General features: G+C 74.8%; 19 protein-coding genes. 6 read left to right on the top strand and 13 right to left on the bottom strand.

Going from position 1 to position 21,462, the window contains the following annotated elements; genetic code table 11:
* Window positions 1–10: 10 nt before the first annotated feature.
* Complete coding sequence (locus J4709_RS17950) at window positions 11–1,081, bottom strand: DUF11 domain-containing protein (RefSeq protein ID WP_208242151.1); 1,071 nt, start codon at window positions 1,079–1,081, stop codon at window positions 11–13.
* Between the two features lie 212 nt (window positions 1,082–1,293).
* On the opposite strand from J4709_RS17950, the gene J4709_RS17945 reads away from it, so the two are divergent.
* The gene (locus J4709_RS17945) at window positions 1,294–2,325 is read left to right on the top strand and encodes a glycoside hydrolase domain-containing protein (RefSeq protein WP_208242149.1); all 1,032 of its coding nucleotides are present in this window, start codon (window positions 1,294–1,296) and stop codon (window positions 2,323–2,325) included.
* Between the two features lie 25 nt (window positions 2,326–2,350).
* Here J4709_RS17945 and J4709_RS17940 read toward each other — a convergent pair whose 3' ends face one another.
* From J4709_RS17940 to J4709_RS17930, 3 genes are all read right to left on the bottom strand, one after another.
* Window positions 2,351–3,538 (bottom strand): GNAT family N-acetyltransferase, encoded by a 1,188-nt coding sequence (locus J4709_RS17940; RefSeq protein ID WP_208242147.1) that lies wholly within the window; start codon window positions 3,536–3,538, stop codon window positions 2,351–2,353.
* A gap of 46 nt (window positions 3,539–3,584) precedes the next feature.
* On the bottom strand, window positions 3,585–4,901 hold the full coding sequence (locus J4709_RS17935; protein WP_208242264.1) for a class I SAM-dependent RNA methyltransferase: 1,317 nt from the start codon (window positions 4,899–4,901) through the stop codon (window positions 3,585–3,587).
* Between the two features lie 70 nt (window positions 4,902–4,971).
* Window positions 4,972–7,005 (bottom strand): APC family permease, encoded by a 2,034-nt coding sequence (locus tag J4709_RS17930; RefSeq protein ID WP_208242145.1) that lies wholly within the window; start codon window positions 7,003–7,005, stop codon window positions 4,972–4,974.
* 226 nt (window positions 7,006–7,231) lie between these two features.
* Here J4709_RS17930 and J4709_RS17925 point away from each other — a divergent pair, with 226 nt between their 5' ends.
* Window positions 7,232–7,897, top strand: a complete 666-nt coding sequence (locus J4709_RS17925) for a potassium channel family protein (protein ID WP_208242143.1) — start codon at window positions 7,232–7,234, stop codon at window positions 7,895–7,897.
* Window positions 7,897–8,556, top strand: a complete 660-nt coding sequence (locus tag J4709_RS17920; protein ID WP_151545913.1) for a potassium channel family protein — start codon at window positions 7,897–7,899, stop codon at window positions 8,554–8,556. The genes J4709_RS17925 and J4709_RS17920 overlap by 1 nt, the downstream gene beginning before the upstream one ends.
* Before the next feature lie 56 nt (window positions 8,557–8,612).
* Here J4709_RS17920 and J4709_RS17915 read toward each other — a convergent pair whose 3' ends face one another.
* The 7 genes from J4709_RS17915 to J4709_RS17885 form a co-directional block, all read right to left on the bottom strand.
* Entirely contained in the window at window positions 8,613–9,380 is a 768-nt protein-coding gene (locus J4709_RS17915) for a DUF3159 domain-containing protein (RefSeq protein WP_372442106.1), read from the bottom strand.
* Window positions 9,381–9,441: 61 nt separating this feature from the next.
* Window positions 9,442–9,864 carry an OB-fold nucleic acid binding domain-containing protein gene (locus J4709_RS17910; RefSeq protein WP_173095319.1) on the bottom strand — a complete coding sequence of 141 codons (423 nt, stop codon included), beginning with the start codon at window positions 9,862–9,864 and terminating at the stop codon, window positions 9,442–9,444.
* Window positions 9,865–9,929: 65 nt separating this feature from the next.
* Entirely contained in the window at window positions 9,930–10,754 is an 825-nt protein-coding gene (locus J4709_RS17905) for a hypothetical protein (protein ID WP_208242141.1), read from the bottom strand.
* A gap of 122 nt (window positions 10,755–10,876) precedes the next feature.
* Window positions 10,877–12,232: an FtsX-like permease family protein gene (locus tag J4709_RS17900; RefSeq protein WP_208242139.1), complete on the bottom strand. Its 1,356-nt coding sequence runs from the start codon at window positions 12,230–12,232 to the stop codon at window positions 10,877–10,879.
* A gap of 1 nt (window position 12,233) precedes the next feature.
* On the bottom strand, window positions 12,234–13,043 hold the full coding sequence (locus J4709_RS17895; protein WP_208242137.1) for an ABC transporter ATP-binding protein: 810 nt from the start codon (window positions 13,041–13,043) through the stop codon (window positions 12,234–12,236).
* Between the two features lie 141 nt (window positions 13,044–13,184).
* A complete protein-coding gene (locus tag J4709_RS17890) occupies window positions 13,185–13,520 on the bottom strand; it encodes an SdpI family protein (protein WP_208242135.1) in 336 nt (111 codons plus the stop codon).
* Window positions 13,517–17,725, bottom strand: a complete 4,209-nt coding sequence (locus J4709_RS17885; RefSeq protein WP_208242125.1) for a HEAT repeat domain-containing protein — start codon at window positions 17,723–17,725, stop codon at window positions 13,517–13,519. Before J4709_RS17885 ends, J4709_RS17890 begins: the two co-directional genes overlap by 4 nt.
* A 53-nt stretch (window positions 17,726–17,778) precedes the next feature.
* On the opposite strand from J4709_RS17885, the gene J4709_RS17880 reads away from it, so the two are divergent.
* Window positions 17,779–18,480 carry a PIG-L deacetylase family protein gene (locus J4709_RS17880; RefSeq protein WP_208242124.1) on the top strand — a complete coding sequence of 234 codons (702 nt, stop codon included), beginning with the start codon at window positions 17,779–17,781 and terminating at the stop codon, window positions 18,478–18,480.
* A 258-nt stretch (window positions 18,481–18,738) separates the two neighbouring features.
* On the opposite strand, the gene J4709_RS17875 is transcribed toward J4709_RS17880, so the two are convergent.
* Together J4709_RS17875 and dut are read right to left on the bottom strand one after the other, a co-directional pair.
* The gene (locus J4709_RS17875; RefSeq protein WP_208242122.1) at window positions 18,739–19,566 is read right to left on the bottom strand and encodes a DUF3710 domain-containing protein; all 828 of its coding nucleotides are present in this window, start codon (window positions 19,564–19,566) and stop codon (window positions 18,739–18,741) included.
* A 37-nt stretch (window positions 19,567–19,603) separates the two neighbouring features.
* The gene (dut, locus tag J4709_RS17870; protein ID WP_232383635.1) at window positions 19,604–20,074 is read right to left on the bottom strand and encodes a dUTP diphosphatase; all 471 of its coding nucleotides are present in this window, start codon (window positions 20,072–20,074) and stop codon (window positions 19,604–19,606) included.
* 216 nt (window positions 20,075–20,290) lie between these two features.
* Here dut and J4709_RS17865 point away from each other — a divergent pair, with 216 nt between their 5' ends.
* Together J4709_RS17865 and J4709_RS17860 are read left to right on the top strand one after the other, a co-directional pair.
* Window positions 20,291–20,605, top strand: coding sequence for a DUF6412 domain-containing protein (locus J4709_RS17865; RefSeq protein ID WP_208242275.1), 315 nt, complete (start codon window positions 20,291–20,293; stop codon window positions 20,603–20,605).
* Window positions 20,606–20,650: 45 nt separating this feature from the next.
* A complete protein-coding gene (locus tag J4709_RS17860) occupies window positions 20,651–21,358 on the top strand; it encodes a YidC/Oxa1 family membrane protein insertase (protein WP_208242119.1) in 708 nt (235 codons plus the stop codon).
* The last annotated feature ends 104 nt before the right edge of the window (window positions 21,359–21,462 follow it).

Below are 21,462 nucleotides of genomic sequence, written 5' to 3'. Positions count from 1 at the left end.
GCCGCGGGACCTACCTCGCGGCCGCCCGCTTGGTCTGGGGCGCGCCCCCGTGGTCCTTCTTCGGCGCATGCTTCTTGCCCCCGGGCCGCTTGGCCGGAGCCTTCTTCACCGGGCTCTTCTTCACCGGGGCCTTCTTGGACGGAGGCTTCTTCGCCGGAGCGGCCTTCTTGGCCGTGATCCTGGTGCGCACCGTGATGGAGTTGTTCGCGGTGTTCAGGTCGGTCGTCGACGACGTCACCCGCGAGCCGTACCTCAGGACCCGCCCGGCCCGGACGTTCCCGGCCGGCAGCACCTTGAAGCGCAGCGTCCGCGTCTCGCCCGGCCGCAGCGCGCCGACCCCGCACACGAACCCCCGCTCCTCGGGGATGCACGCGGCGTTCCCGGAGAGCAGCCGGACCGGCCCCGACGCGCGGACGAACACGTCCTCGGCGGTGGCGGGGCCCCGGTTGCGGACCTTCAGCTCGTAGGAGATCGGCGCGCCGGTCCGCGCGGTCGCCGGAGCGCTCTTCGACAGCACGAGGTCGGCCGTCCGGGCGACGCGCGCCACCGGGAAGGCCGCGGCGTCGCGCTTCCCGTGCCACGTCACCGTCGCGGGGATCCGCAGCTCCTCCCCCGGCCGGGCCCGCCGCGCGACCCTCGCCCGGATCATCCCGGCGATCGTCTCACCAGGCCTGACCGCGCCGAAGTCGCACTCGACCGTCCAGCCGCTCACGGCGCAGTCGCGCCGCCCCGACACGAACTCCAGCGACTTCGGCAGCGTCGCGCGGAACACCGCGCGGCCCGCCTTCCCCGGCGCCTTCGCCGTCACCGCGAACGGCCAGTCGTACGTGCGCCCCGGCAGCACCGTCTTCCCGGGGCCGCTGGTGTGCAGCTGCACGGACAGGCTCTTCTTGTGCGCCTTCTTCTGGTGCTTGGCGGGCCGCCCCTTGTGCGCGTGCTGCCCCTTGTGGCCCGACGGGCCCGGCCCGTCGGCGTGCGCGCCCGCGGCCGCGCCCAGCAGCGGCACCCCGAGCAGCGGCGCGGCGGCCAGCACCGCGACCCCCCGCGCGCCGGCGCGTCCCGACCTCTTCCCGATCACCATGGAACCCCCCCGTGGCCTGCGGCTTCGTAGCGGACAGGTCCGTTGTAGCGAGCGCGGGCGCGAACCGCTAGCGCAACGTCGGCGTGTCGTCACGGACAGTCACAACGGACGCAATGGCCCGTTCGGGGCGATCAACCTCGGGAATCTCCTGCGACGAAAAGGGCGCAACCTGTTGAATCGGCAATGACCTGGTTCCGAATCATGGAGTTGACATGGCAGTCTTCGGCGTCGACTACGCGTGGGGACGCCCCGGCGCGGCCGCGCTGAAACGCGCCGGGGCGAAGTTCGCGTGCCGCTACCTCTCGCACGACACCACCGGCAAGAACCTGAACCGCGCCGAGGCCGACGAGCTGTCGGCGGCGGGCGTGTGGCTGGTGGTGGTGTGGGAGACCGCCGCGAACCGGGCGCTGGACGGCAAGGCGGCCGGCGCGGCGGACGCGACGGCCGCCGCGAGCCAGGCCGAGGCGTGCGGCATGCCGGACGACCGGCCGATCTACTTCGCGGTCGACTGGGACGCCTCGTCCGCCCAGCAGGACGCGATCAACGCCTACCTGGACGGCGCCGCGTCCGTCCTCGGCCGCGGCCGGGTCGGGCTGTACGCCGGCTACGGGCCGGTGAACCGGGCGTTCGACGCCGGGAAGATCGCCTACGGGTGGCAGACGTACGCCTGGTCCGGCGGCCGCTGGGACAAGCGCGCCCAGCTGCAGCAGTACTCCAACGACCACACGATCAACGGCGTCGGCCTCGACTACGACCGCGCCGTCAAGAGCGACTATGGGCAGTGGCGCGTCGGCGTCTCGCCCGGTGAGGACGACGAAATGCCGAGCTACGTGTCCGTCGGCACGACCAAGGAGCAGCAGCTGCCCGCCGGCCAGTGGACCAACGTCAGCTGGCAGCACGACTACGCCGACTCCGAGCACCAGCACGCCGACAGCGGCGGCCCGAGCATCCTGTGGGGGCCGGCCCGCTACTCGCTGACCGCCGCCGTGACGGTCACCGGGGTGCCCGCGGGCACGCTGATCCAGGCCCGCGCGGTCGAGGTCGACGCCAAGGACGACAGCAAGGTCACCGGCGGGCCCGTGCAGGACTACGTGTCGGCCGGCGACCAGACCCACATCGTGTACTCGGTGGCCGCCGACACCATCGGTGACGGCTACCGGCTGCGGTTCCAGGTGGCCCAGCACGGCGGTGGCGCCGCGAAGGTCGCGACCGGGGGAAGCGCCAAGGTCTTCTTCTGGCGCTGACCCGCCGCTCCCCCGGCCCGGCGGATCAGAAGTCGTCGTTGGTGTAGGGCGCCAGCGGGACGGCCAGGGCCGCGTCCAGGCGCGCGGCGGCGCCCGGCGTGTGCTCGGTGACCGCGCCGATCCGCACCAGCGTGGTCAGCCTGGCGCCGCCCAGGTGGACCGCGGCGAGGTCGGCGACGTCCAGCGACAGGTCGGGGGCGCCGGTGGTGTGCTCGCAGCCGGGCTCGCTCCCGGTCGCCAGCCGCCACCGGCCGTGGTTGCCGGGGATGCGGGCGTCCGCGACGTCCAGCACGAACGCGTCGTCGGCCGCCCAGGACCGGGCGCGGAGCGCGGCCGGGACGTCGACGAGCCGCAGCCACAGTGCGCCGTAGTCGGCGGTCGTCCGGACCTGGTCGGGGTCGGCGGCCATGTGCGGCAGCAGGTCGTCCACCGGGCGGCTCGGCGCCGTGATCCGCGAGGTCAGGTCGATGCCGGCGAGATACTGCCAGAGCGCCGCCTCGACCCGCGCGTCCGCGGCGACGAGGTCCTCCAGCCGGACGGTGCCGCGGCCCGTCCGGTAGATCGCGTAGCCCTCCGGGTGCACGACGACGCGCGGCTCGGTGAGCCGGTCGTCGCTCAGCTCCTCGGCGGGCAGGACGTTGCGGGCCCACCACTCGTCGTCGCGTACCAGCCCGCCGGGGCGGCGCGCCAGGGCGGCCGCGTGGATCGGGCCGAGGACGGCGGGCACCTCGGCGAGGTCGATGAACCGCAGCGGCCGCGGGTCGGGCTCGGTGCGCAGCGCCAGCGGGCGGGAGGTGTCGACCTCCAGTTCGACGGCCCGGTCCGCGAGACCGAAGCCGTACCGGCCGTAGATGGCGCTCTCCGACGCCCACAGCGCCGCGACGGGGCGGCCCGCGGCGATCGCGTCGGCGTGCATCCGCTCGATCATCGCCGACAGCACGCCGCGGCGGCGGTGCGTCGGCAGCACGCCGACCGCGGTGATCGCCGAGCACTCGACGGTCCCGCCCGGCACGGCCAGCCGCATCGGCAGCACGGCGATCTGCCCCGCCCGGACGCCGCCGGACCAGGCGCCGATGCGCTCGGCGCGCCGTATCATCCAGCGCCAGCGTTCCAGATCGCGCTCGCGGATGCGCTGGTGGAACACCAGACCGGCGAAGTCGATCATCCCGTCGACATCGGCCTCGGGGACGTCCCGGATCTCCAGATCGGTCATGCGCCCACGGTAACCAGTGCCCGCAACCGGTTTTCCGGCCCGGCGGTCAGCCCCTGACCAGCGTCGCGAGGCACTCCACGTGCTGGGTCATCGGGAAGGCGTCGAAGGCGCGCAGGGTCTCCAGCGTCCAGCCGCGCTCGCCGAAGTAGCCGAGGTCGCGGGCCAGGGTGGCGGGGTCGCAGGACACGTAGGCGATCTTGCGGCCGGCGATCCGGGTGACGTGCTCGACCACCGCGCGGCCCGCGCCGGTGCGGGGCGGGTCCAGGACGACGACGTCGGCGCGGCGGACGCGTTCGCCCCGGTGGTGGCCGCCGCCGCGCTTGTTCTGCGTGCGCGAGCCGGCGGAGGCGCGGCCGAACTCCAGGTCGGCGATGACCTCCTCGACGGGGCCGCGCTCGATCGCGACGTTGTCCAGGTCGCGGAGGTTGAACCGGGCGTCCCGGACGGCCTGCCCGTCGGACTCGACGCCGACGACGAGGCCGTCGCGCCCGATCCGGTCGGCGAGGACGCCGGCGAACAGCCCGACGCCGCAGTACAGGTCGAGGGCGATGTCGCCCGGCTTCGGCTCGAGCGCGTCCAGGACGGCGTCGGCGAGCAGCTGTGCGGCACCGGGGTGGACCTGCCAGAACCCGCTGCCGGAGACCTGGAACATCCGCCCGGAGACGGACTCGCGGACGTACGGCAGGTTCGCGCCGGGCTCGGGCTTGCCGCGCACCAGCCGGACCGGGACGTCCAGCCGCGGCACCCGGATCTTGCGGCGGTCGCGGCCGCGCAGCACGACGAGCCGGTCGCCGGTGGTGGCCGACACGATGCCCTCGACGCCGGACGCGCCGGGCCAGCGCTTGTGCTCGATGCCCATCAGCTCGACGCCGGGGTGCGCGATCAGGCATTCGTCGATCGGCTCGATGTCGTGCGAGCGGTGCTTGCGCAGGCCGACGGCGCCGCCGTCGACGGCGAACTGGACGCGGGTGCGCCAGCCGAGCCCCGGCCGCGGCATCACCTCGGCGTCGACCGGGTAGGGGACCTCCTCGACGACGACCGTGCGGGTGATCCCGGCGAGCCGGCTCAGCTGCTCCTCGACGACCGCGGCCTTGAGGGCGCGCTGGGCGGGCAGGGAGGCGTGCTGCCAGTCGCAGCCGCCGCAGCGGCCGGGCCCGGCGAACGGGCAGGGCGGCTCGACCCGGTCCGGGGACGCCTCGATGATCTCCACGGCGTCGGCGCGCAGGAAGTTCTTGGTGCGGTCGGTGACCCGGGCCCGCACCTTCTCGCCGGGCAGCGCGTGCCGGACGAACACCACGCGGCCTTCGTACCGGGCGACGCAGAAGCCGCCGTTGGCGACGTTGCCGATCTCCAGTTCGAGGATCTCGGGGACATCGGGTTCCGAGTCGGTGCCTCGCGAGGGGGACCTGCCCCCCGGGCCGACTCCGTCGGTTTCACTCACGGTCCGAAACACTACCGCCGGACGGGCGCGCTTCGACCCGCGGCGGGCGCCGCGACGAGCCCGGGCCCGGCGGCTCCACCCGGCCCTTGAGCCGGTCGGAGGAGTGCAGCTGCCAGGCCACGCTGGTGACCATGACGCCGGGCTGGAACAGCAGCCGGCCCTTCAGCCGCAGCGCGCTCTGGTTGTGCAGCAGCTGCTCCCACCAGTGGCCGACGACGTATTCGGGGATGAACACGGTGACGACGTCGCGGGGGCTGCGCCGCCGCACGCTCTTGACGTAGGCGAGGACGGGCCGGGTGATCTCCCGGTACGGGGAGTCGAGGATCTTCAGCGGGACGGGGATGTCGAGGGCGTCCCACTCCTGCTGGAGCCGCTGCGACTCGTCGGCGTCCACCGCGACCGTGACGGCCTCCAGCGACGACGGGCGGGTCGCGCGGGCGTAGGCCAGCGCCCGCAGCGTCGGCTTGTGGATCTTGGAGACCAGCACGATGGCGTGGTTGCGGGCGGGCAGCGCCACGTCCTCGCCGGAGGGCACCAGCTCCTCGGCGACCCGGTCGTAGTGCCGCCGGATCGCCCGCATCAGCAGGAACAGCAGCGGCATCGCGATGCAGACGATGTAGGCGCCGAGCAGGAACTTGGTGAGCAGCACGACGACGAGGACGATGCCGGTGAGGGTGGCGCCGAAGGCGTTGATGCCGCGGGAGGTGCGCATCCGGCGCCGCTGCGCCGGGTCGGTCTCGGTGGCCAGCAGCCGGTTCCAGTGCCGGACCATGCCGACCTGGCTGACGGTGAACGAGACGAACACGCCGACGGTGTACAGCGGGATCAGCCGGCTGACGGACGCGTCGTAGGCGTAGATCAGCAGCCCCGCCATGGTGGCCAGGATGATGATGCCGTTGCTGAAGGCGAGCCGGTCGCCGCGGGTGTGCAGCTGGCGGGGCAGGTAGCGGTTCTGCGCGAGCACCGAGGCCAGCACCGGGAACCCGTTGAACGCGGTGTTCGCGGCGAGGAACAGGATCAGCGCGGTCATCGTGGTGACCAGCCCGAACCCGACCTCGAAGTTGCTGAACACGGTGTGCGCGACCTGCGCGATCACCGGGTCGGCGTCGGTGACCTCCTTGCCGGTGGCGGGGTTGATCAGGTGGCTGCCCTGGTCGGGCGAGGCGAACTTGGCGTGCGTGATGTAGGCGAACGCGGTCACCCCGCCGAACATCGTCATCGCGACGACGCCGAGCGCCAGCAGCGTCTTGGCCGCGTTCTCGCCCTTGGGCTTGCGGAACGCCGGCACGCCGTTGCTGATCGCCTCGACGCCGGTCAGCGCGGCGCAGCCGGACGAGAAGGCCCGCAGCAGCAGGAACACCAGCGCGAACCCGGCGACGCCCGCCTCGTCCCCGCGGATCTGGTAGTGCGCGGTCTCCGCGTCCAGGTGGGCGCCGAACACCAGCCGGCCGATCCCCCACAGCAGCATGGCGACGATGGAGAACATGAACAGGTAGGTCGGGATCGCGAAGGCGACCCCGGCCTCCTTCAGGCCGCGCAGGTTGCCGATGGTGAGCAGCACGACGATGCCGATGGCGACGGCCACCTCGTGCGGCTGCATGAACTTCAGCAGCGCGCCGAGGTTCTCCACCCCGGACGACACCGACACCGCGACGGTCATGACGTAGTCGACGAGCAGGGCGCTGGCGACGACCACGCCCCAGTTGCCGCCGAGGTTGGTGGTGGCGACCTCGAAGTCGCCGCCGCCGCTCTGGTAGGCGCGGACGTTCTGCCGGTACGACGCGACGACGGTGAGCAGGATCACCACGACGGCCGCGGCGACCCAGGGGGTGTAGTGGTAGGTGACGAGACCCGCGGCGGCGAGCGCGAGCAGGATCTCCTGGGGGGCGTACGCCACCGACGACAGGGCGTCGCTGGCGAAGATCGGCAGCGCGACCCTCTTCTTCAGCAGCTGCTCGTGCTGCTGGGCGCTGCTCAGCGCGCGGCCCAGGATGAGCCGCTTCGCAAGGTCCGGAACCTTTGACACGAGAGGAGAGCCTAGCCCGTCCCGCCGGCGCGCCCTCCCGGCCCCGCCCTCTGGCCGGGCGGGTAGTGCTCGCCTGGGCGGATGTGTAGTTTTGCAGCCCGGCAGGGATCAATCAGGAAAGCGATCCTCGGGTGCAGCACGGCGTCGGCGGACCGGCGGCGGACGTCGTGCACGGCACGGGGGGTACAGGGGGGGACGTCCCCTCTGGACGGGAGAAGGAACGGCCGTGCATATCGTGATCATGGGGTGCGGGCGGGTCGGGTCGACGCTCGCCCACATCCTCGAGGACAAGGGCCATACCGTGGCCATCATCGACCAGAGCCCGGAGGCGTTCCGCCGGCTGCGCAGCGGCTTCAAGGGCCGCCGCATCACCGGGTTCGGCTTCGACCGCGATGTGATCGTCGAGGCGGGCATCGAGAACGCGGACGCGTTCGTGGCGGTCAGCAGCGGCGACAACTCCAACATCATCTCGGCGCGGGTGGCGCGCGAGACGTTCGGCGTCGACAACGTGGTGGCGCGGATCTACGACCCGCGGCGCGCCGAGGTGTACCAGCGGCTCGGCATCCCCACGGTGGCGACGGTCCGCTGGACGGCCGACCAGATCCTGCGCCGGCTGCTGCCCGAGGGCGCCGAGCCGCTGTGGCGCGACCCGACCGGCGCGGTGCTGCTCGCGGAGCTGGACTCCGGGCACCTGTGGGTCGGCGAGAAGGTCGGGGCGCTGGAGGAGCACGCGGGCTGCCGGGTGGCGTTCCTGTCCAGGATGGGCGAGGCGCTCGTCCCGGAGCGCAACACGGTGATCCAGGACGGCGACATCGTGCACATCATCGCGCCCGCCGGCGAGGTCGAGCGGATCAACGCCGCCGTCGCGGCGCGCAACGAGGAGGGCTCCTGATGCGGGTCGCGATCGCCGGGGCCGGCGCGGTGGGCCGGTCCATCGCCCAGGAGCTGCTGGAGAACGGCCACGAGGTGCTCCTGATCGACAAGAGCCCGAAGGCCATCAAGGTGGAGATGGTGCCGCGCGCGGAGTGGCTGCTGGCCGACGCGTGCGAGATCTCCGCGCTGGACGACGCGGCGCTGGAGCGCTGCCAGGTCGTGGTCGCCTCGTCCGGCGACGACAAGGTCAACCTGGTGGTGTCGCTGCTCGCCAAGACCGAGTACGGGGTGCCGCGGGTGGTGGCGCGGATCAACCACCCGAACAACGAGTGGCTGTTCAACGAGTCGTGGGGGGTGGACGTCGCGGTGTCCACGCCGCGGCTGCTGTCGGCGCTGGTGGAGGAGGCCGTCAGCGTCGGCGACCTGGTCCGGCTGATGACGTTCCGGCAGGGCGAGGCGAACCTGGTGGAGCTGACGCTGCCGGACAACGCGCCGCTCGGCGGCGAGCGGGTCGGGTCGGTGAGCTGGCCGCGCGACACGGCGCTGGTGGCGATCCTGCGCGAGGGCCGGGTGCTGGTGCCGACGCCGGACGACACCCTCGAACCGGGCGACGAGCTGATGTTCGTGGCCAGCCAGGACGTGGAGGACGAGCTCGCGGAGCTGCTCGGCGGGCGGTGAGGCGCGCGGGGGCGGGCCGGGCGGCCCGTCCCCGCACCCGTAAGCCGGGGGCGGGCTCAGGCGGCGCCGGACTCGCCGGCGTCCTCGCCGGCGGGCAGCGGGGTGCGGCCCCGGGTGAGCAGCCAGACCATGGTGGCGAGCGCGGCGACCTGCAGCGGCCAGCCCATCGCGATCTTCGCGGCGCCGAGCAGCCCGCTCTGGTCGCCGGACGACAGGTAGATCGGGTACTGGACGGCGACCCGCAGCGCGCACGGCAGCACCAGCAGCCAGGTCAGCCGGGAGCACAGCCGCACGATGCCGCGGTCGGCGCGCCAGGCGGTCGGGTCGCCGGTGACCGAGCCGATGATGAAGCCGACGATCGGCCAGCGCACCGCGATGGAGAAGATCATCGCGGCGGCGTAGCCGGCGTTCAGCATGATGCCGGGCAGGAACGCGTCCTCGGCCTTGCCGGAGCGCAGCGCGAAGAAGGCCGCGATCGCGATGCCGACGAGGCTGTTCAGCACGAACTGCACGCTGGTGCGCTGCACGAGCCGGACCAGCAGCAGCACCACCGCCGCGCCCACCCCGACGCCGACGGAGAGCTTGATGTCCTTGGAGGCGACGTAGGTCGCGGTGAAGCCGATCGTCGGGACGGCGGCCTCGATCATGCCGCGCACGCCGCCGAGCGCCTTGCTGAGCTGGGCGCGCACCGCGGCCTCGACGGTGTCGTGAGCGGAGGCGGGGGCGGCGCCGGCGCCCGCCGGCTCCTGCGCGGGGCCGCCGCCGGGCGCCGCCGCGGAGGCGCCGGTGCCGGCCGCCGTCTCTGTCGCTTCCCGTTCGCTCACATCGCACTCCAGGCCGTCTCGCCGCGGGGGCCGCGCCCCCGCACCCCGCCCCGGGCGGGGGTCAGGATCCGCCGCGCAGCTCGTAGCGCGGATTGAACATGACCTTGCGCCCGTCCTGGACGCTGACCAGCCCCTCGGCGCGCAGCCGGCGGCCCGGGTCGATGCCGGCGATCCGCCGCCGGCCGAGCCAGACCAGGTTGATCACGTCGGTGCCGTCGTAGAGCTCGGCCTCCAGCGCGGGGGCGCCGCCCCGGGGCCGGAGGGTCACCGTACGCAGCGTACCCGCCACGCAGTGCCGCTTGCGCGCCGAACATGCGGTGATGGGGGTGGCGCCCTCGTCACCGCTGGTCTTCTGCAGCTCCTCGGCTTCGAGCTCGGCCTTGCTCGACGCCATGCGCCGCAGGAAGCGCCGCAGGCCGCCCTTGCCCCGTTCCGGCGGGGCCGGGTCGGTCTCCGGGGAAGTGCGGGCCGAAACCTCGTCCATAAGTGGAAGCGTATGGCATCCCGGTGTGAATCGGACCGGTGGACCTGCCGCCGGTCCGGCCCGTCTCAGGCGGCGGCGAACCGGACGGCGGAGACGGCGACCACGGCGGCGGCCGCGACGCCGTAGCCGGCGGTGGCGAGCGCGACCGTCCGGACGCGGCGCGCCTCGGTGGATCCGGTGAAGGTCAGCAGCCAGGCCAGCGCCGGGAGCACGAGGACGGCGTGCATCGTGACGAAGTGCGCGGGCTTGAGGGCCGCGGCGACGTGGTAGGCGGCCTGCTGGTGGCCGGTCTGCGCCGCGGCCACTCCCCTGGCGATCATCACGGCGCCGGACGACAGCGCGACCATGAGCGCGGCGAACCCGGCGCGCAAGGCGAGGCGCATGCTCGGGGCGGTGCCGGGGTTCGCGCGGAACGCGGCGACGGTCAGCGCGACGAGCGTGACCACCAGGACGGCGCCGCCGGCCGCGAGCATCCGCGAGACGGCGGTGTCGAACGGCGTCTCCATGTTGAAGTGGGACGGGACCCGCCGCCACGCCTGGAGGGTGATCAGCGCGACCTCGGCGACGCAGTCGGCCGCGAACACGCCGAGCAGGACGCGCCGGGCCCGCTCGCCGAGTTCGAGGAACGAGCTCACCCAGGCGATGGTGATCAGCGTGAGGCCGAAGGACAGGCCGAAGGTGACGGGCTTGCGCCACGAGACGGGCCCGGTCCACGGGCCGCCGTCGACGGCGAACACCAGCAGGTGGACCAGGCCGCCGAGCATCAGCAGCCCGCCGACCGCGTAGCAGGCGCGCTCGACGCGCCGCCCGTCCGCCCAGATGCCGGGGAGCGCTCGCATCGCGGCCGCCGCGGGGGATCCGCCGCGGACCGTGCCGGCCGTTCCGTCCATGCCCGCCTCCAAAATGAGTGAGTGCTCACCCAGTATGCGCGCCGGCACCGGAAACCACAAACGCCCGCGGTGCGGCGCGCTCATGACGAGCGCACCGCACCGCGGGCGTACGGCTCGGGCGGTCAGGCGGTGACCGCGTCGACCGCCGGGGTCCGGACGGCGCGGCGGGCGGCGCCGAGGGCCGTGGCCCCGGTCAGGACGGCCGCGAGGGCGACGACCCCGACGTAGATCCAGGCGCTCCCGTCCGGGACGGCCGAGCCCTTGCGGGCCACCGCGAACGGGATGATCGTGAAGACCGAGGCGACCGTCCCGCAGGCGGCGCCGACGACCGTCAGGACCGCCGACTCCAGCGCCACCGTGCCGAGCACCTGGGCCGGGGTCGCGCCCGCCAGTCGGGCCTGGCCGAACTCGCGGCGCCGGTGCGCGGTCGCCGCGACCAGCGTGTTCACCAGCATGATCGCGGCGAACAGCACCACCATCCCGATGACCACCAGGTTCAGCGTCTCGACGCCCTTCTGGTCGGCGGTCGCGGCGACGCCCGACCGGTCCGTCGCGGCGTTCTCGGTGGCCTGCAGGAACAGCGTCCCGACCGCGATGCCGGTGAACAGGATGATCGGGGTGACCGCGGACGCCATCGCGCCCGTCCGGCGGCGCAGGTTGGTCACCGCCAGGTCGCCGGCGACGCCGAACGCGCGCACCGGCCCGCCCAGCAGCGCCGTCGCCCGCCGGACGATCACCGGGGCGAGCAGCGCCAGCCCGATCGCGGCGAGGATGTCGGCCTGCCCGGACGCCGCCATCGCGTCGGTGCCCTTGCCGCGCATCATCGTCATCGTGACGACCGCCTCGTCCACCGCGAGGAACAGGAACACCCCGGCGAAGACCGCGCGCCTGCGGCCGAGCCGGCCCGGGTCCGCGGCCGCCGCCATCAGCGACTCGGTGACCCGGACGCGGGCGGCGCGGCGCGCGGTGATCAGCGCGGCGATCGCCGCGGACGCGAACGTCACCCCGACGCCGGTGCCGAGCGCGAACGCCCCGAACGCGTACGGCACGTCGCCGGGGACCTGGTGGGTGCCGTGCAGCAGCCCGAGCAGCCCCCGCCCGCCGAGCGCGCCGGGGACGGCGCCGAGCAGCGCCGCCAGCACGGCCAGGACCGCCGCCTCACCGACGATCATCCGGGTGAGCTGCGCCGGCGTCGCGCCGACGCTCTTCAGCAGCGCCATCTCCGCCGCCCGCTGCCGGACCGACAGGGTCAGCGTGGAGGTGACCGCGAAGACGACCAGCAGCAGCCCCCAGCCGCCGACCACCATCGCCATCGTGACCAGCGTGGACCGGGTCTGCCCGGTCGCCCCGCTCGCCTCGGCCGTGTCGTACATCGAGGCGAACGCCATGATGATCGCCGAACCGAGGAACATCGACAGGAAGCTCGCCGTGAACGCGCCCGCGCGCTTGCGCAGGGACCGCAGTGCCAGCGCGACCATCTCACACCCCCGCCTGGGCGCGGCCGGACGTCCGCTGCCGCTCGACCTCGTCGGCCAGGCGCGTCATCCGCTCGGCGACGGCCTCCGCCGTCGGCGCGCTCTGGTGGCCGACGATCCGGCCGTCCGCCAGGTACAGGACGGCGTCGGCGTGCGCGGCGGCGACCGGGTCGTGGGTGACCATCACCATCGTCCGCCCGTACACCCGGACGGCCTCCTGCAGCAGCCCGAGGACGTCGCGGGCGCTGCGGCTGTCGAGCGCGCCGGTCGGCTCGTCGCCGAACAGGATCCGCGGCTCGGTGACCAGCGCCCGCGCGATCGCGACCCGCTGCTGCTGCCCGCCCGACAGCTCCGCCGGCAGGTGCCCGAGCCGGTCGCCGAGCCCCACCCGGCCGAGGATCTCCCGCGCCCGGTCCTTGTCGACGCGGCGGCCCGCGAGCTTCAGCGGCAGCGTCACGTTCTGCAGGACGGTGAGCGTCGGCAGCAGGTTGAACTGCTGGAACACGAACCCGATCCGCTCCCGGCGGAACTTCGTCAGCGCCGCCTCACCGTCGCCGGACAGCTCGGCGCCGTCCACCAGGACCCGGCCGCCGGTCGGCTTGTCGAGGCCGGCCGCGCACTGCAGCAGCGTGCTCTTGCCCGAGCCGGACGGGCCCATCACCGCGGTGAACGACCCGGCCGGAAGCGACAGCGAGACTCCGTCGAGCGCGACGACGCGGTTGTCCTCCGCGCCGTAGACCTTGCGGACGTCCTCGAGCCGGAGCGCCTCGCTGGACGGGGCCGCCCCGCCAGGCCGCGCCTTGTGTCCGAACATCGCCTTCACCTCTCCGCCCTGCGCCCCTTCGTGGAGCGCCTTCGGAGACGAAGCTACGGACGGCGCAGGCCGCGGAGGATGGGCCCAGCACGCCGATCGGGGTAGGCAAAACCCCACCTTCGGCCGGCGCTCCCTCCGGCGCTACCGGCTGCGCAGCGCGGCGTGCCCGGCGGCGGTGCCGCGCAGCGCCAGGAGCGCGGTGATGATCGCGCCGATCCCCGCCGACAGCGATCCCGCGAGCTCGGAGGGGACGGCGAGGGCGACCGCCCCCGCGAGCGCCAGCACGGCGCCGGAGGCGGTCATCCAGGGGCGGGCGGCCCGGTGCACGGTCAGCCACGACGCGTCGTCGGCCATGCTCCGCTTGGTGCGGATCCCGGCGAACTGGTTGCGCGGGATGCGGCCGTCGGCGGTCCGCCTGCCGACCACCACGATGAGCGTCCCCGCGGCGATCAGCATGACGCCCATGAAGATGTTCAAGCCTGATCGTCCTCCTTTGCCGCCTCTTGTCCATCATGCCCGGAGCCGTTGATCCTGGCCAACGGGGCGGTGTACCGGGACCGGTGGTCGGGCCGGGCCCGCCCGGCCGCGTGCCGCAGCGCCGGGACCGCCGCCGCGCCGAACCGGACGAGCCCGTCCGCCGCGGCCTGCCTGACCTGCGCCCGCGGATGGGCGAGCAGGCCCACCAGCCCCGGGATCGCGGGCGCCCAGGCGGCGTGGCTCAGCGTCCTGACCGCCGAGCGGACGACGTCGGGCTCGGGGTCGCCGAGCAGCCGCACGGTCTGGTCCAGGTACGCCGCGCGCCCCAGCACCCGCCGCGACACCCGGTGCGCGTGCAGCCGCACCTTCGTCTCGCGGTGCCCGATCAGCTCGGCGAGCAGCTCGTCCAGGCCCTCCTCGCGGCGGTCGGCGAGGAGCGCGAGCGCGCGGCGCGCCTCCTTCGCGCCGCCGTCCCGCGCCTGCCGGAACAGCACCGCGCGCGACGGCCCGCCCACCGCGGGCGGCTTGTGCTCGCGCATCGCCGCCAGGGCCGCCGCGTCGCGGCCGGCGGCGCCGGGCGCGCGCAGCGGGGCGTCGACCAGGACGAGCCGGGCCGCCAGGTCGTCTCGCCCCTCGTCGCGCAGGCGCCGGAGCGCCCGGTCGAGGGCCGCCGTGCGGACGACCTTCCGGCCGGCGATCAGGTCGAGCAGGCCCCACGCGCCGTCCGCCAGCCGCTCGGCGATCACGCCGGCGACCGTGTCCCCGGACGCCTGCCGCAGGACGCGGCGGGCCTCGCCGTCGCCCCGCTCCCAGCGCGCCACCAGCACGGGGACGAACCGGTCGATTTCCGCGCCGTAGAGATGACCGGCCAGCCGGACGAACCGCTCATCACCGGCCGCTTCGAACGTCTCGGCGGGCTCCGGCGCCTCCAGGAGGACGTGCGCCAGTTCCCGGGTGGCCGTCAGCCCGGCGCGTCCTTCCAGGTAGGCGCGGAGGACGGCGGCCCTGCCCGCCGGCTCGGGCCGGGCGAGCAGCGCGCGGGCCGCCGCAGCACGCCGGGCGGCCGGACCGGCGTCCAGCATCGCCATCAGGCGGCGCCGCTGCGCCACGGACGGCGGCTGGTCGAGGTCGCCGGCCCGCGGCGTCCTCGCCTCGGGCTCCTCCCGGTCCTCCGCGAGCGTCCAGGGCGGGGCGCCGAGCGGCTGCACCGCCTCCATCCAGTCGAGCAGGAGGGGGCGCGCATCGGCGGGGGCGTCCGGGAAGGCGCTGATCAGCGCGTCCAGGACGTCCCGTGACGGGCCTCGCAGTCCGGCGCGGAGGCGCCGCAGCTCGCCCGGCTCGCGGACCGCCTCCCTGATCGCCTCGTGCGCGGCGGTCGCGTGCTCCAGCCTGTCCTGCGCGAACGCCTCGCGCAGGACGGCCTCTTCGTCCACCGCCCGATCGGGGACATCCCGTGCGGCGGCCAGCGCGCGTTCGAGGTCGTCGCGCGTCACGACCGCACCGCACAGCCCCAGCACGGTGATCGACACCGTGCTCGGCGGCAGTGCCCGCACCCGCTCGGTGAGCTGGAACCTCTCCCCCGCCCCGAGCCGAGGCGCCGCCTCCTTCACCAGTTCCAGGAGCCGTCGCCGTCGCGCGCCGCCGTCGCCATCTGAGACCAGGGCCTCGACGAGGAGCGCGGCGGACCCTGCGAAGATCTCCAGCTCCAGCGGCGTCCACGGCGGGCTGCAGAGGTCCGCGGCGAGGTGCAGCGCGCGCGGGTCCGATGCGGCGAGGTCGAGCCAGCGGGGCAGCAGTGGACGCAGCGAAGCGGGGGCCCCCGTGCCGTGCGCCCGCGCATCAAGGACGCGGCGGGCGGTCTCGATGTCCCAGCCGTGCTCCGCGAGGCTCCGGACATCAGCGGCAGCGCGCTCTACCTCCGAAGCGCCGACGCTCTCGGGCAGTCGGCCGAGAGCCGCGCCGCACCGCGACGGAGCGAGCGCGGGCAGCGCGGCGCGGAGCAGTACGCGGGTGCGATCGTCGGCGGCCTGCTCCGCTTCCGCGAGGACGACGGCGGCCGACGCGTCGCCGAGAACCGCGCGGAGCGCTTTGACGAGATCCTCGCGCAGGCCGGGGTTGTCGTGGCGCCCCAGCCAGAACAGCATCTTCGGGACGGCCGCCGGCGCGCCCGCCGCCGCGAGGGCCGCCGCGGCGGTCTTCTTGACGCTCATCTCCGGATGGTCGAGGCAGGCGGCGACCGCCGGAGCCGCCCAGGCCGCGCGCGCCTCGGCCAGGGCGCGCAGCGCCTGCCGGACGGTCGGCGCGTGGTCCGCCGCGGTCAGCGGGATCAGGCTCGCCGACAGCACCCGGGCGCCCTCGGCGTCGGTGGTGAAGAGCGCGGCGGCACGGCCGCGGACGTGCTCGTCGCGGTGCCTCAGCCACGGGTGGACGCGCGCCCTGGTCCGCCGGTACGGGGCGTCGCGCAGCACGCCGAGCAGGACCGCCTGCTCGGCGGGGACGAGCCCGGGCCGGTCGAGCAGGTCCAGGACCGTGCTCGCGAGCAGGGCGTCCCCGGCGGCCGACGGGTCCGCGGCGTCCAGCAGGCAGCGGGGCCGGACGGCGCCACGCCGGTGCAGCCGTCCGCCGAGGTCGCGGACCGCGTCCAGGACGTCGCCGGGCACGGCCGGGTCGGGGCCCGGCCCACCGGGCGTCCACGCCGCGGCCAGGCCGGACACGACGCGCAGCAGCAGGTCGGCGACGGCGGGCAGGCTGGTGGCGTCGCCGTTGCGGGCGAGCCGGGCGAGCGCCGCGGCCGGGTCGGCGGGGTCGTGGGCGGCCCGCAGGACCGCCAGTTCGCGTGGGTCGGGGCCGCCGAGGTCGTCGGCGATGCGGCGCGGCAGGTCGAGGGGGTCGAGCCGGTCGAGCAGCGTCCGGCGCCGGCCGGGCGCGCGGTCGAGGTGCCAGAGGATCTCCAGCGCGCGGCGCCGGAACGGCGTCAGGTGCGGGGCGGCGTCGCCGCCGTCGAGGCCGAGGCCGGTCCAGAGGGCGTCAGCGGTGCGCGGGCTGCCGACGGCTTCGAGCGCGTCGAGGGCCTCGCGGGGCGCGTCCGGCAGCAGCGCGAGGACGGTCTCCTCCGCCGCCGGGTCGCGCAGGTCGCGGAGCGCGCGCAGGAACGGCCGCGGGTCGGCGGCGTCGCGGGCGAGGCGGGCGACGGCACCGGAGACGTCGAGCCCGGGGGCGCCCTGCGCGTCGAGCGCGACGAGCAGGTCGAGCCGGCGGGGCCACGAACCGCCGTCCGCCCCGCCGGGGCCCGGCTCGGCGAGTTCCCGCAGCGCCTCGTGCCGGAGGGAGAACAGCACCGCCGCGATCTCCCCGGCGGGAACGTCCTGATCGGCGAGGGCGAGCTCGATGATCGCGGGGACGTGGCGGGCGGCGGGGAAGTGGCCGCGCCGGTGCAGGCCGCGCAGGCACGCGGCGGCCGGCGCGGCGAGCAGCGGCGGGTCCTGGGCGGCGACGGCGAGCAGGTCGCCGACGTCGTCGCGGCCGGCGAGGTCGCCGAGCAGTTCGAGCGCCCGCCGCCGCGACGCCGGGGCCTTCGACGGGTCGGCGGCCACGTCGCGGAGCAGGTCGCGGTGCCCGTGCCGGGCCGCGACCTCGATCGCGGCGGCGTCCGGTCCGGCGCCGAGGAGGCGGCGCACCCGCTCGTGCGGCAGCGGGTCGAGCACCGCCCACGGCTCGGCCAGCTCGCGCAGCGCCTCGGGGACGCCGGCGGCGAGCCCCGCGATGACCTCCCGGACGGTGCGGGGCGGCAGCAGGGCCGTATGCAGGGCCTCCCGGGCGATCCGGACGGCCTCGCCGCGCAGGACCGCGTCCGGCCGCCTCGCGAGGTCGCGCACCAGCGACTCGGGGTCGTCCGCGTCGGCCGCGCGGACGGCGCGCACCGCCTGGTAGAGCGGCTCACCCGCCGGTTCGCCCGCCGGTCCGTCGCCGACGTTCGCGCGTCCCGCGGCGATCTCGGCGGCCAGCCACGCGGTGCGGACGGCGGCGGGCAGTCCGGCGGACCGCCAGTCCGGCCAGGACCGGGCGTGTCCGTGCAGGTGGAGGCGGGCCAGTGCGAGCGCCGCCTCCGCCGGCCCGTCCAGCGCGGGCGGTGCGGCGGGGGCGCCGGGCGGGAGTCCGGCGTCGAGGAGGCCCGCGAGGCGGACGGATTCCGGCACCGATGTCATGGCCGCGATCTTAGGAGCTTCGGCGCCGGCCGCCGGTCCGCCAGGATGGACGCATGGAACCGGTACCGGAGGACTGGGACAGGGCGCTCGCGATCGTCGCCCATCCCGACGACCTGGAGTACGGCGGCTCGACCGCGGTCGCGAAGTGGACGTCCCAGGGCAAGAGCGTGACGCAGGTGCTCGCGACCCGCGGCGAGGCGGGGATCGACGGCATGGACCCCGACGAGGTGCGCCGCGTCCGCACCCTGGAGCAGATCGAGGCGGCCCGCCGGGTCGGCGTGAAGGACGTCGAGTTCCTCGATCTGCAGGACGGCGTGCTGGAGTACGGGCTGCCGCTGCGGCGGCTCCTCGCGGCGGCGATCCGGCGGCACCGGCCGGAGGTGGTGCTGTCGGTGAACTTCCGGGAGACCTTCCCCGGCGGCGGGTTCAACATGGCCGACCACCGGGTGCTGGGCCTCGCGGTCGCCGACGCGATCAGGGACGCGGCGAACCGCTGGGTGTTCCGCGACCTCGGGCTGGAGCCGTGGCAGGGCGTGCGGTTCGCGCTGTTCGGCGGGTCGCCGCAGGCCGCGCACTACGTGGACGTGACCGGCCACCTGCAGGACGGCGTCGGCTCGCTGCTGGCGCACGAGGTGTACTTCGGCAACCTCGGCGCGGACTTCGACGCCGCCGCGTTCCTCACCGGGATCGTCGAGCCGACCGGCCGGGCCGTCGGCGTCGAGCACGCCATGCCCTTCGAGATGATCGGGGCGTGACCGGGACGGCCGGGGCCTGAACGGCCGCCTCAGTGCCGGGCGTTGGGCCGCTTGCCCTTGTTGTGCTTCCCGCGCTTGCGGGCCCGGCGCTTCCGCGTTCGCTTCGACATGCCCCGATTGACCACCCGGCGGGCGCCGCGCGCAAGGGTCCGGGCACCGGCGCGAACGCAGAAACCCGCCGGGCCGTGCGTCCGAAAAGCGGCGCACGGCCCGGCGGGCCTGCAGGTCCGGTCGGCTCCGGGCGGGCCCGGGGTCCGGTCAGCGGACCTCGGTGATCTCGGGGCCGCGGTCGAACGGGTTGAAGGTCTCCTCGCCGCCCTGCTCCTCGCCGTCCTCCCCGGCCTCGCTGAACTCCTTGGGGATCTGCAGCTCGAGCAGGTCGCGGGGCGGCATCGGCGCGTCGCCGCGCACGACCACGACGCCGCGCAGCACGTCCTCGAGGACCTGCCACTGCTCCTCGTCCTCGATCGCGGCGCCCTGCACCACGGCCTGCAGGAACCAGCGGGGGCCGTCGACGCCGAGGAAGCGGATGATCTGCGGCGCCCAGCCCTGCTCGACGAACTCGTCCGGGATCTGCTCGCGGACCTCGGCGGGCATCTCCGCGAGGACCTCCTCGGTCAGCGCGGCGGGGATCATCGCCAGCAGCTCGGGACCGAACGGCCCCTCGCCCTCCTGGGTCTGGCCCTGCGCCTCCTCCTGGATGTCCTTGGCGGTCTCGCGGCGCACGTCCTCCCAGATGCCGCTGCGCTTGGGCGCGGCGAACACCTGCAGCTGCATGGCGCTCTCCTCGTACTGGACGAGCACCGCGACGGGCCGGCCGTCGAGGGGGTTGCCCTCCTCGTCCACCTGGGTCGCCTCGAAGTTCACCTGGAAGCCGAGCCCCGGCGCGATCGGGACCTGCATCGAGCCGAAGTCCAGCCGCTGCATCTCGGGGAAGGAGTCCTCGGAGTCCCAGGGGCCGCCCTCGGCGCCGTCCGCCTGGGCGGGGGCCTCCTCGGCGTCCTCGTCAACGGCCTCCGCCGGTTCCTCGGTCGCCTCGGGACCCTTCTCGGGCTCGTCGGCCTGCCGGCGACGTCCAAAAGCCACGACTCACGCTCCTTCTCGACTGTGCTCGTTACCAGTGTCACCCATGCCCGGGAGCCCCCGGCCCGTCGAACCCGCCGGTGGAGCCGAACCCGCCGGTTCCGCGGGCCGATCCGGGAAGCTCGGCGACCTCGTGGAACACAGCCTGCTCCACCCGCTGCACGACCATCTGCGCGATGCGGTCGCCGCGCCGCAGCCGCACGGTGGCGCGGCGGTCGGTGTTCAGCAGGGTCACCCTGATCTCACCCCGATAGCCGGCGTCGACCGTACCGGGTGCGTTGACTATGGTCACCCCCAACCTAGCGCCCAAACCGGACCTGGGGTGAATGAAAGCGGCGTAGCCGTCGGGCAGCGCGATCGCCATGCCGGTGGGGACGACGGCGCGCTCCCCGGGCGCCAGCTCGACGTCCTCGGCGGCGACGAGGTCGGCGCCGGCGTCGCCCGCGTGCGCGTACTGCGGCAGGGGCAGCTCGGGATCGAGCCGCTTGATCAGCACATCGACCTTGCCCAACGGGTCCACCTCGCGCTCGGGAGCCTTCCGGCGGTCCCGCCGAGAAGCCAGATGACAATACCGGGACCGGGGGCGGCGGGCCGCGCGTGAAACGCCCTCGCGTCCGGCTCCGCGCGCGACCCTACCCGTTTCGGGGCCGGGACCCGCCCGTCCGTTGGCGCGGCGGCCGGAGGAATGGGACACTACGGACGTCCGCATCGTCGGGAAGGTCCGTTCATGTTCTGGTCGCTGGTGGTCGCCGCGCTGCTGCGCGTGCTCGCCGCGGCCGAGTGGGCCGGGACCGAGTGGACCGGGACCGTGCCGGGGCAGCCGGTGCTGCTGGCGCTGGCGACGGTCACCGTCGCGGGACTCGTCGTCCTCGCCGCGGTGCGGCTGGGCACGGCGCGGCGCGGCCATCGGGCCGCGCTGGCGCGGGTGCGGACGACCCTGCGGGAGCGGACGCTGCGGACCGCCTTCCTGCCGCAGCGCGATCCGGACGCGGCGGGACGACCCCGTCCGCGGGCACCGGGAGCGGAGATCGCGGCCGCCTGAGCGCGGCCGGCACGCCATCGATCTCCCTCCTACCGGAAGGCTCTCATGTCCCTGTTCGACGTTCCCGTTTCGCTTGCGTACGCCCTGGTCAGGGCGCTGACGGACGGCATCGGCCCGGTCGCCGGCCCGGCGTCGGCCACCGCCGCGATCATCGTGTTCACGCTCCTCGTCCGGCTGGCGATGCTGCCGCTGGCGGTGTCGGCCGCCAAGGGCGAGCGGACGCGGGCGCGCCTGCTACCGAAGGTCCAGGCCCTGCAGAGCAGGCACAAGAAGAACCCGCAGCGGCTCCAGCGCGAGACCGCGGCGCTCTACGAGGCGGAGGGCGCGACGCCGCTGTCCGGATGCCTGCCGATGTTCGCGCAGGTGCCGTTCTTCATGGTGATGTACCGGCTGTTCCGGTCGGCGACGGTCGCGGGGCACCAGAACGCCCTGCTCGCGCACACGTTGCTGGGCGCGCCGCTGGGGCAGAACTGGATCGGGCTGCTCGGCGGCGGGCTGTTCGCGCCGCCGTCGCTGGTGTTCCTCGGCCTGCTCGCGCTGCTCGCGGCGCTGGCCGTGTGGTCGTCGCGGCGGGCCGCGCGGACGGCGCCGGCCGGAGCGGCGGGCGTGCTGGCCCGGGTCGCGCCGTTCGGGACGGTGGTGTTCGCGGCGTTCGCGCCGCTGGCCGCCGGCCTGTACCTGCTGGTGTCGGGCACGTGGACGGCCGTCGAGCGCGCCGTGCTCCACAAGCGGATCGTCGCGCCGGCCGGCTGAATCGCCGGGCCGAATCGCCGGGTTCGCCTTGACGGCGCCATTGGACGCCGGTTCGATAGAAACCGAACGAGATTCTGGATCTGACGCCGAAGGCGGTGAGCGGG

It is taken from the genome of Actinomadura violacea (assembly GCF_017573465.1).
GTDB classification, from domain to species: Bacteria; Actinomycetota; Actinomycetes; order Streptosporangiales; family Streptosporangiaceae; genus Spirillospora; species Spirillospora violacea.
The sequence above is the reverse complement of the archived record's forward strand: the minus strand, read 5'-3'. Positions and strand labels throughout refer to the sequence as shown.

Coding starts and splice junctions, on each gene's coding strand:
- J4709_RS17950 (WP_208242151.1), bottom strand. CDS start 1,081: ATGGTGATCGGGAAGAGGTCGGGACGCGCCGGCGCGCGGGGGGTCGCG.
- J4709_RS17945 (WP_208242149.1), top strand. CDS start 1,294: ATGGCAGTCTTCGGCGTCGACTACGCGTGGGGACGCCCCGGCGCGGCC.
- J4709_RS17940 (WP_208242147.1), bottom strand. CDS start 3,538: ATGACCGATCTGGAGATCCGGGACGTCCCCGAGGCCGATGTCGACGGG.
- J4709_RS17920 (WP_151545913.1), top strand. CDS start 7,897: ATGCGGGTCGCGATCGCCGGGGCCGGCGCGGTGGGCCGGTCCATCGCC.
- J4709_RS17910 (WP_173095319.1), bottom strand. CDS start 9,864: ATGGACGAGGTTTCGGCCCGCACTTCCCCGGAGACCGACCCGGCCCCG.
- J4709_RS17905 (WP_208242141.1), bottom strand. CDS start 10,754: ATGGACGGAACGGCCGGCACGGTCCGCGGCGGATCCCCCGCGGCGGCC.
- J4709_RS17900 (WP_208242139.1), bottom strand. CDS start 12,232: ATGGTCGCGCTGGCACTGCGGTCCCTGCGCAAGCGCGCGGGCGCGTTC.
- J4709_RS17895 (WP_208242137.1), bottom strand. CDS start 13,043: ATGTTCGGACACAAGGCGCGGCCTGGCGGGGCGGCCCCGTCCAGCGAG.
- J4709_RS17885 (WP_208242125.1), bottom strand. CDS start 17,725: ATGACATCGGTGCCGGAATCCGTCCGCCTCGCGGGCCTCCTCGACGCC.
- J4709_RS17880 (WP_208242124.1), top strand. CDS start 17,779: ATGGAACCGGTACCGGAGGACTGGGACAGGGCGCTCGCGATCGTCGCC.
- J4709_RS17865 (WP_208242275.1), top strand. CDS start 20,291: ATGTTCTGGTCGCTGGTGGTCGCCGCGCTGCTGCGCGTGCTCGCCGCG.
- J4709_RS17860 (WP_208242119.1), top strand. CDS start 20,651: ATGTCCCTGTTCGACGTTCCCGTTTCGCTTGCGTACGCCCTGGTCAGG.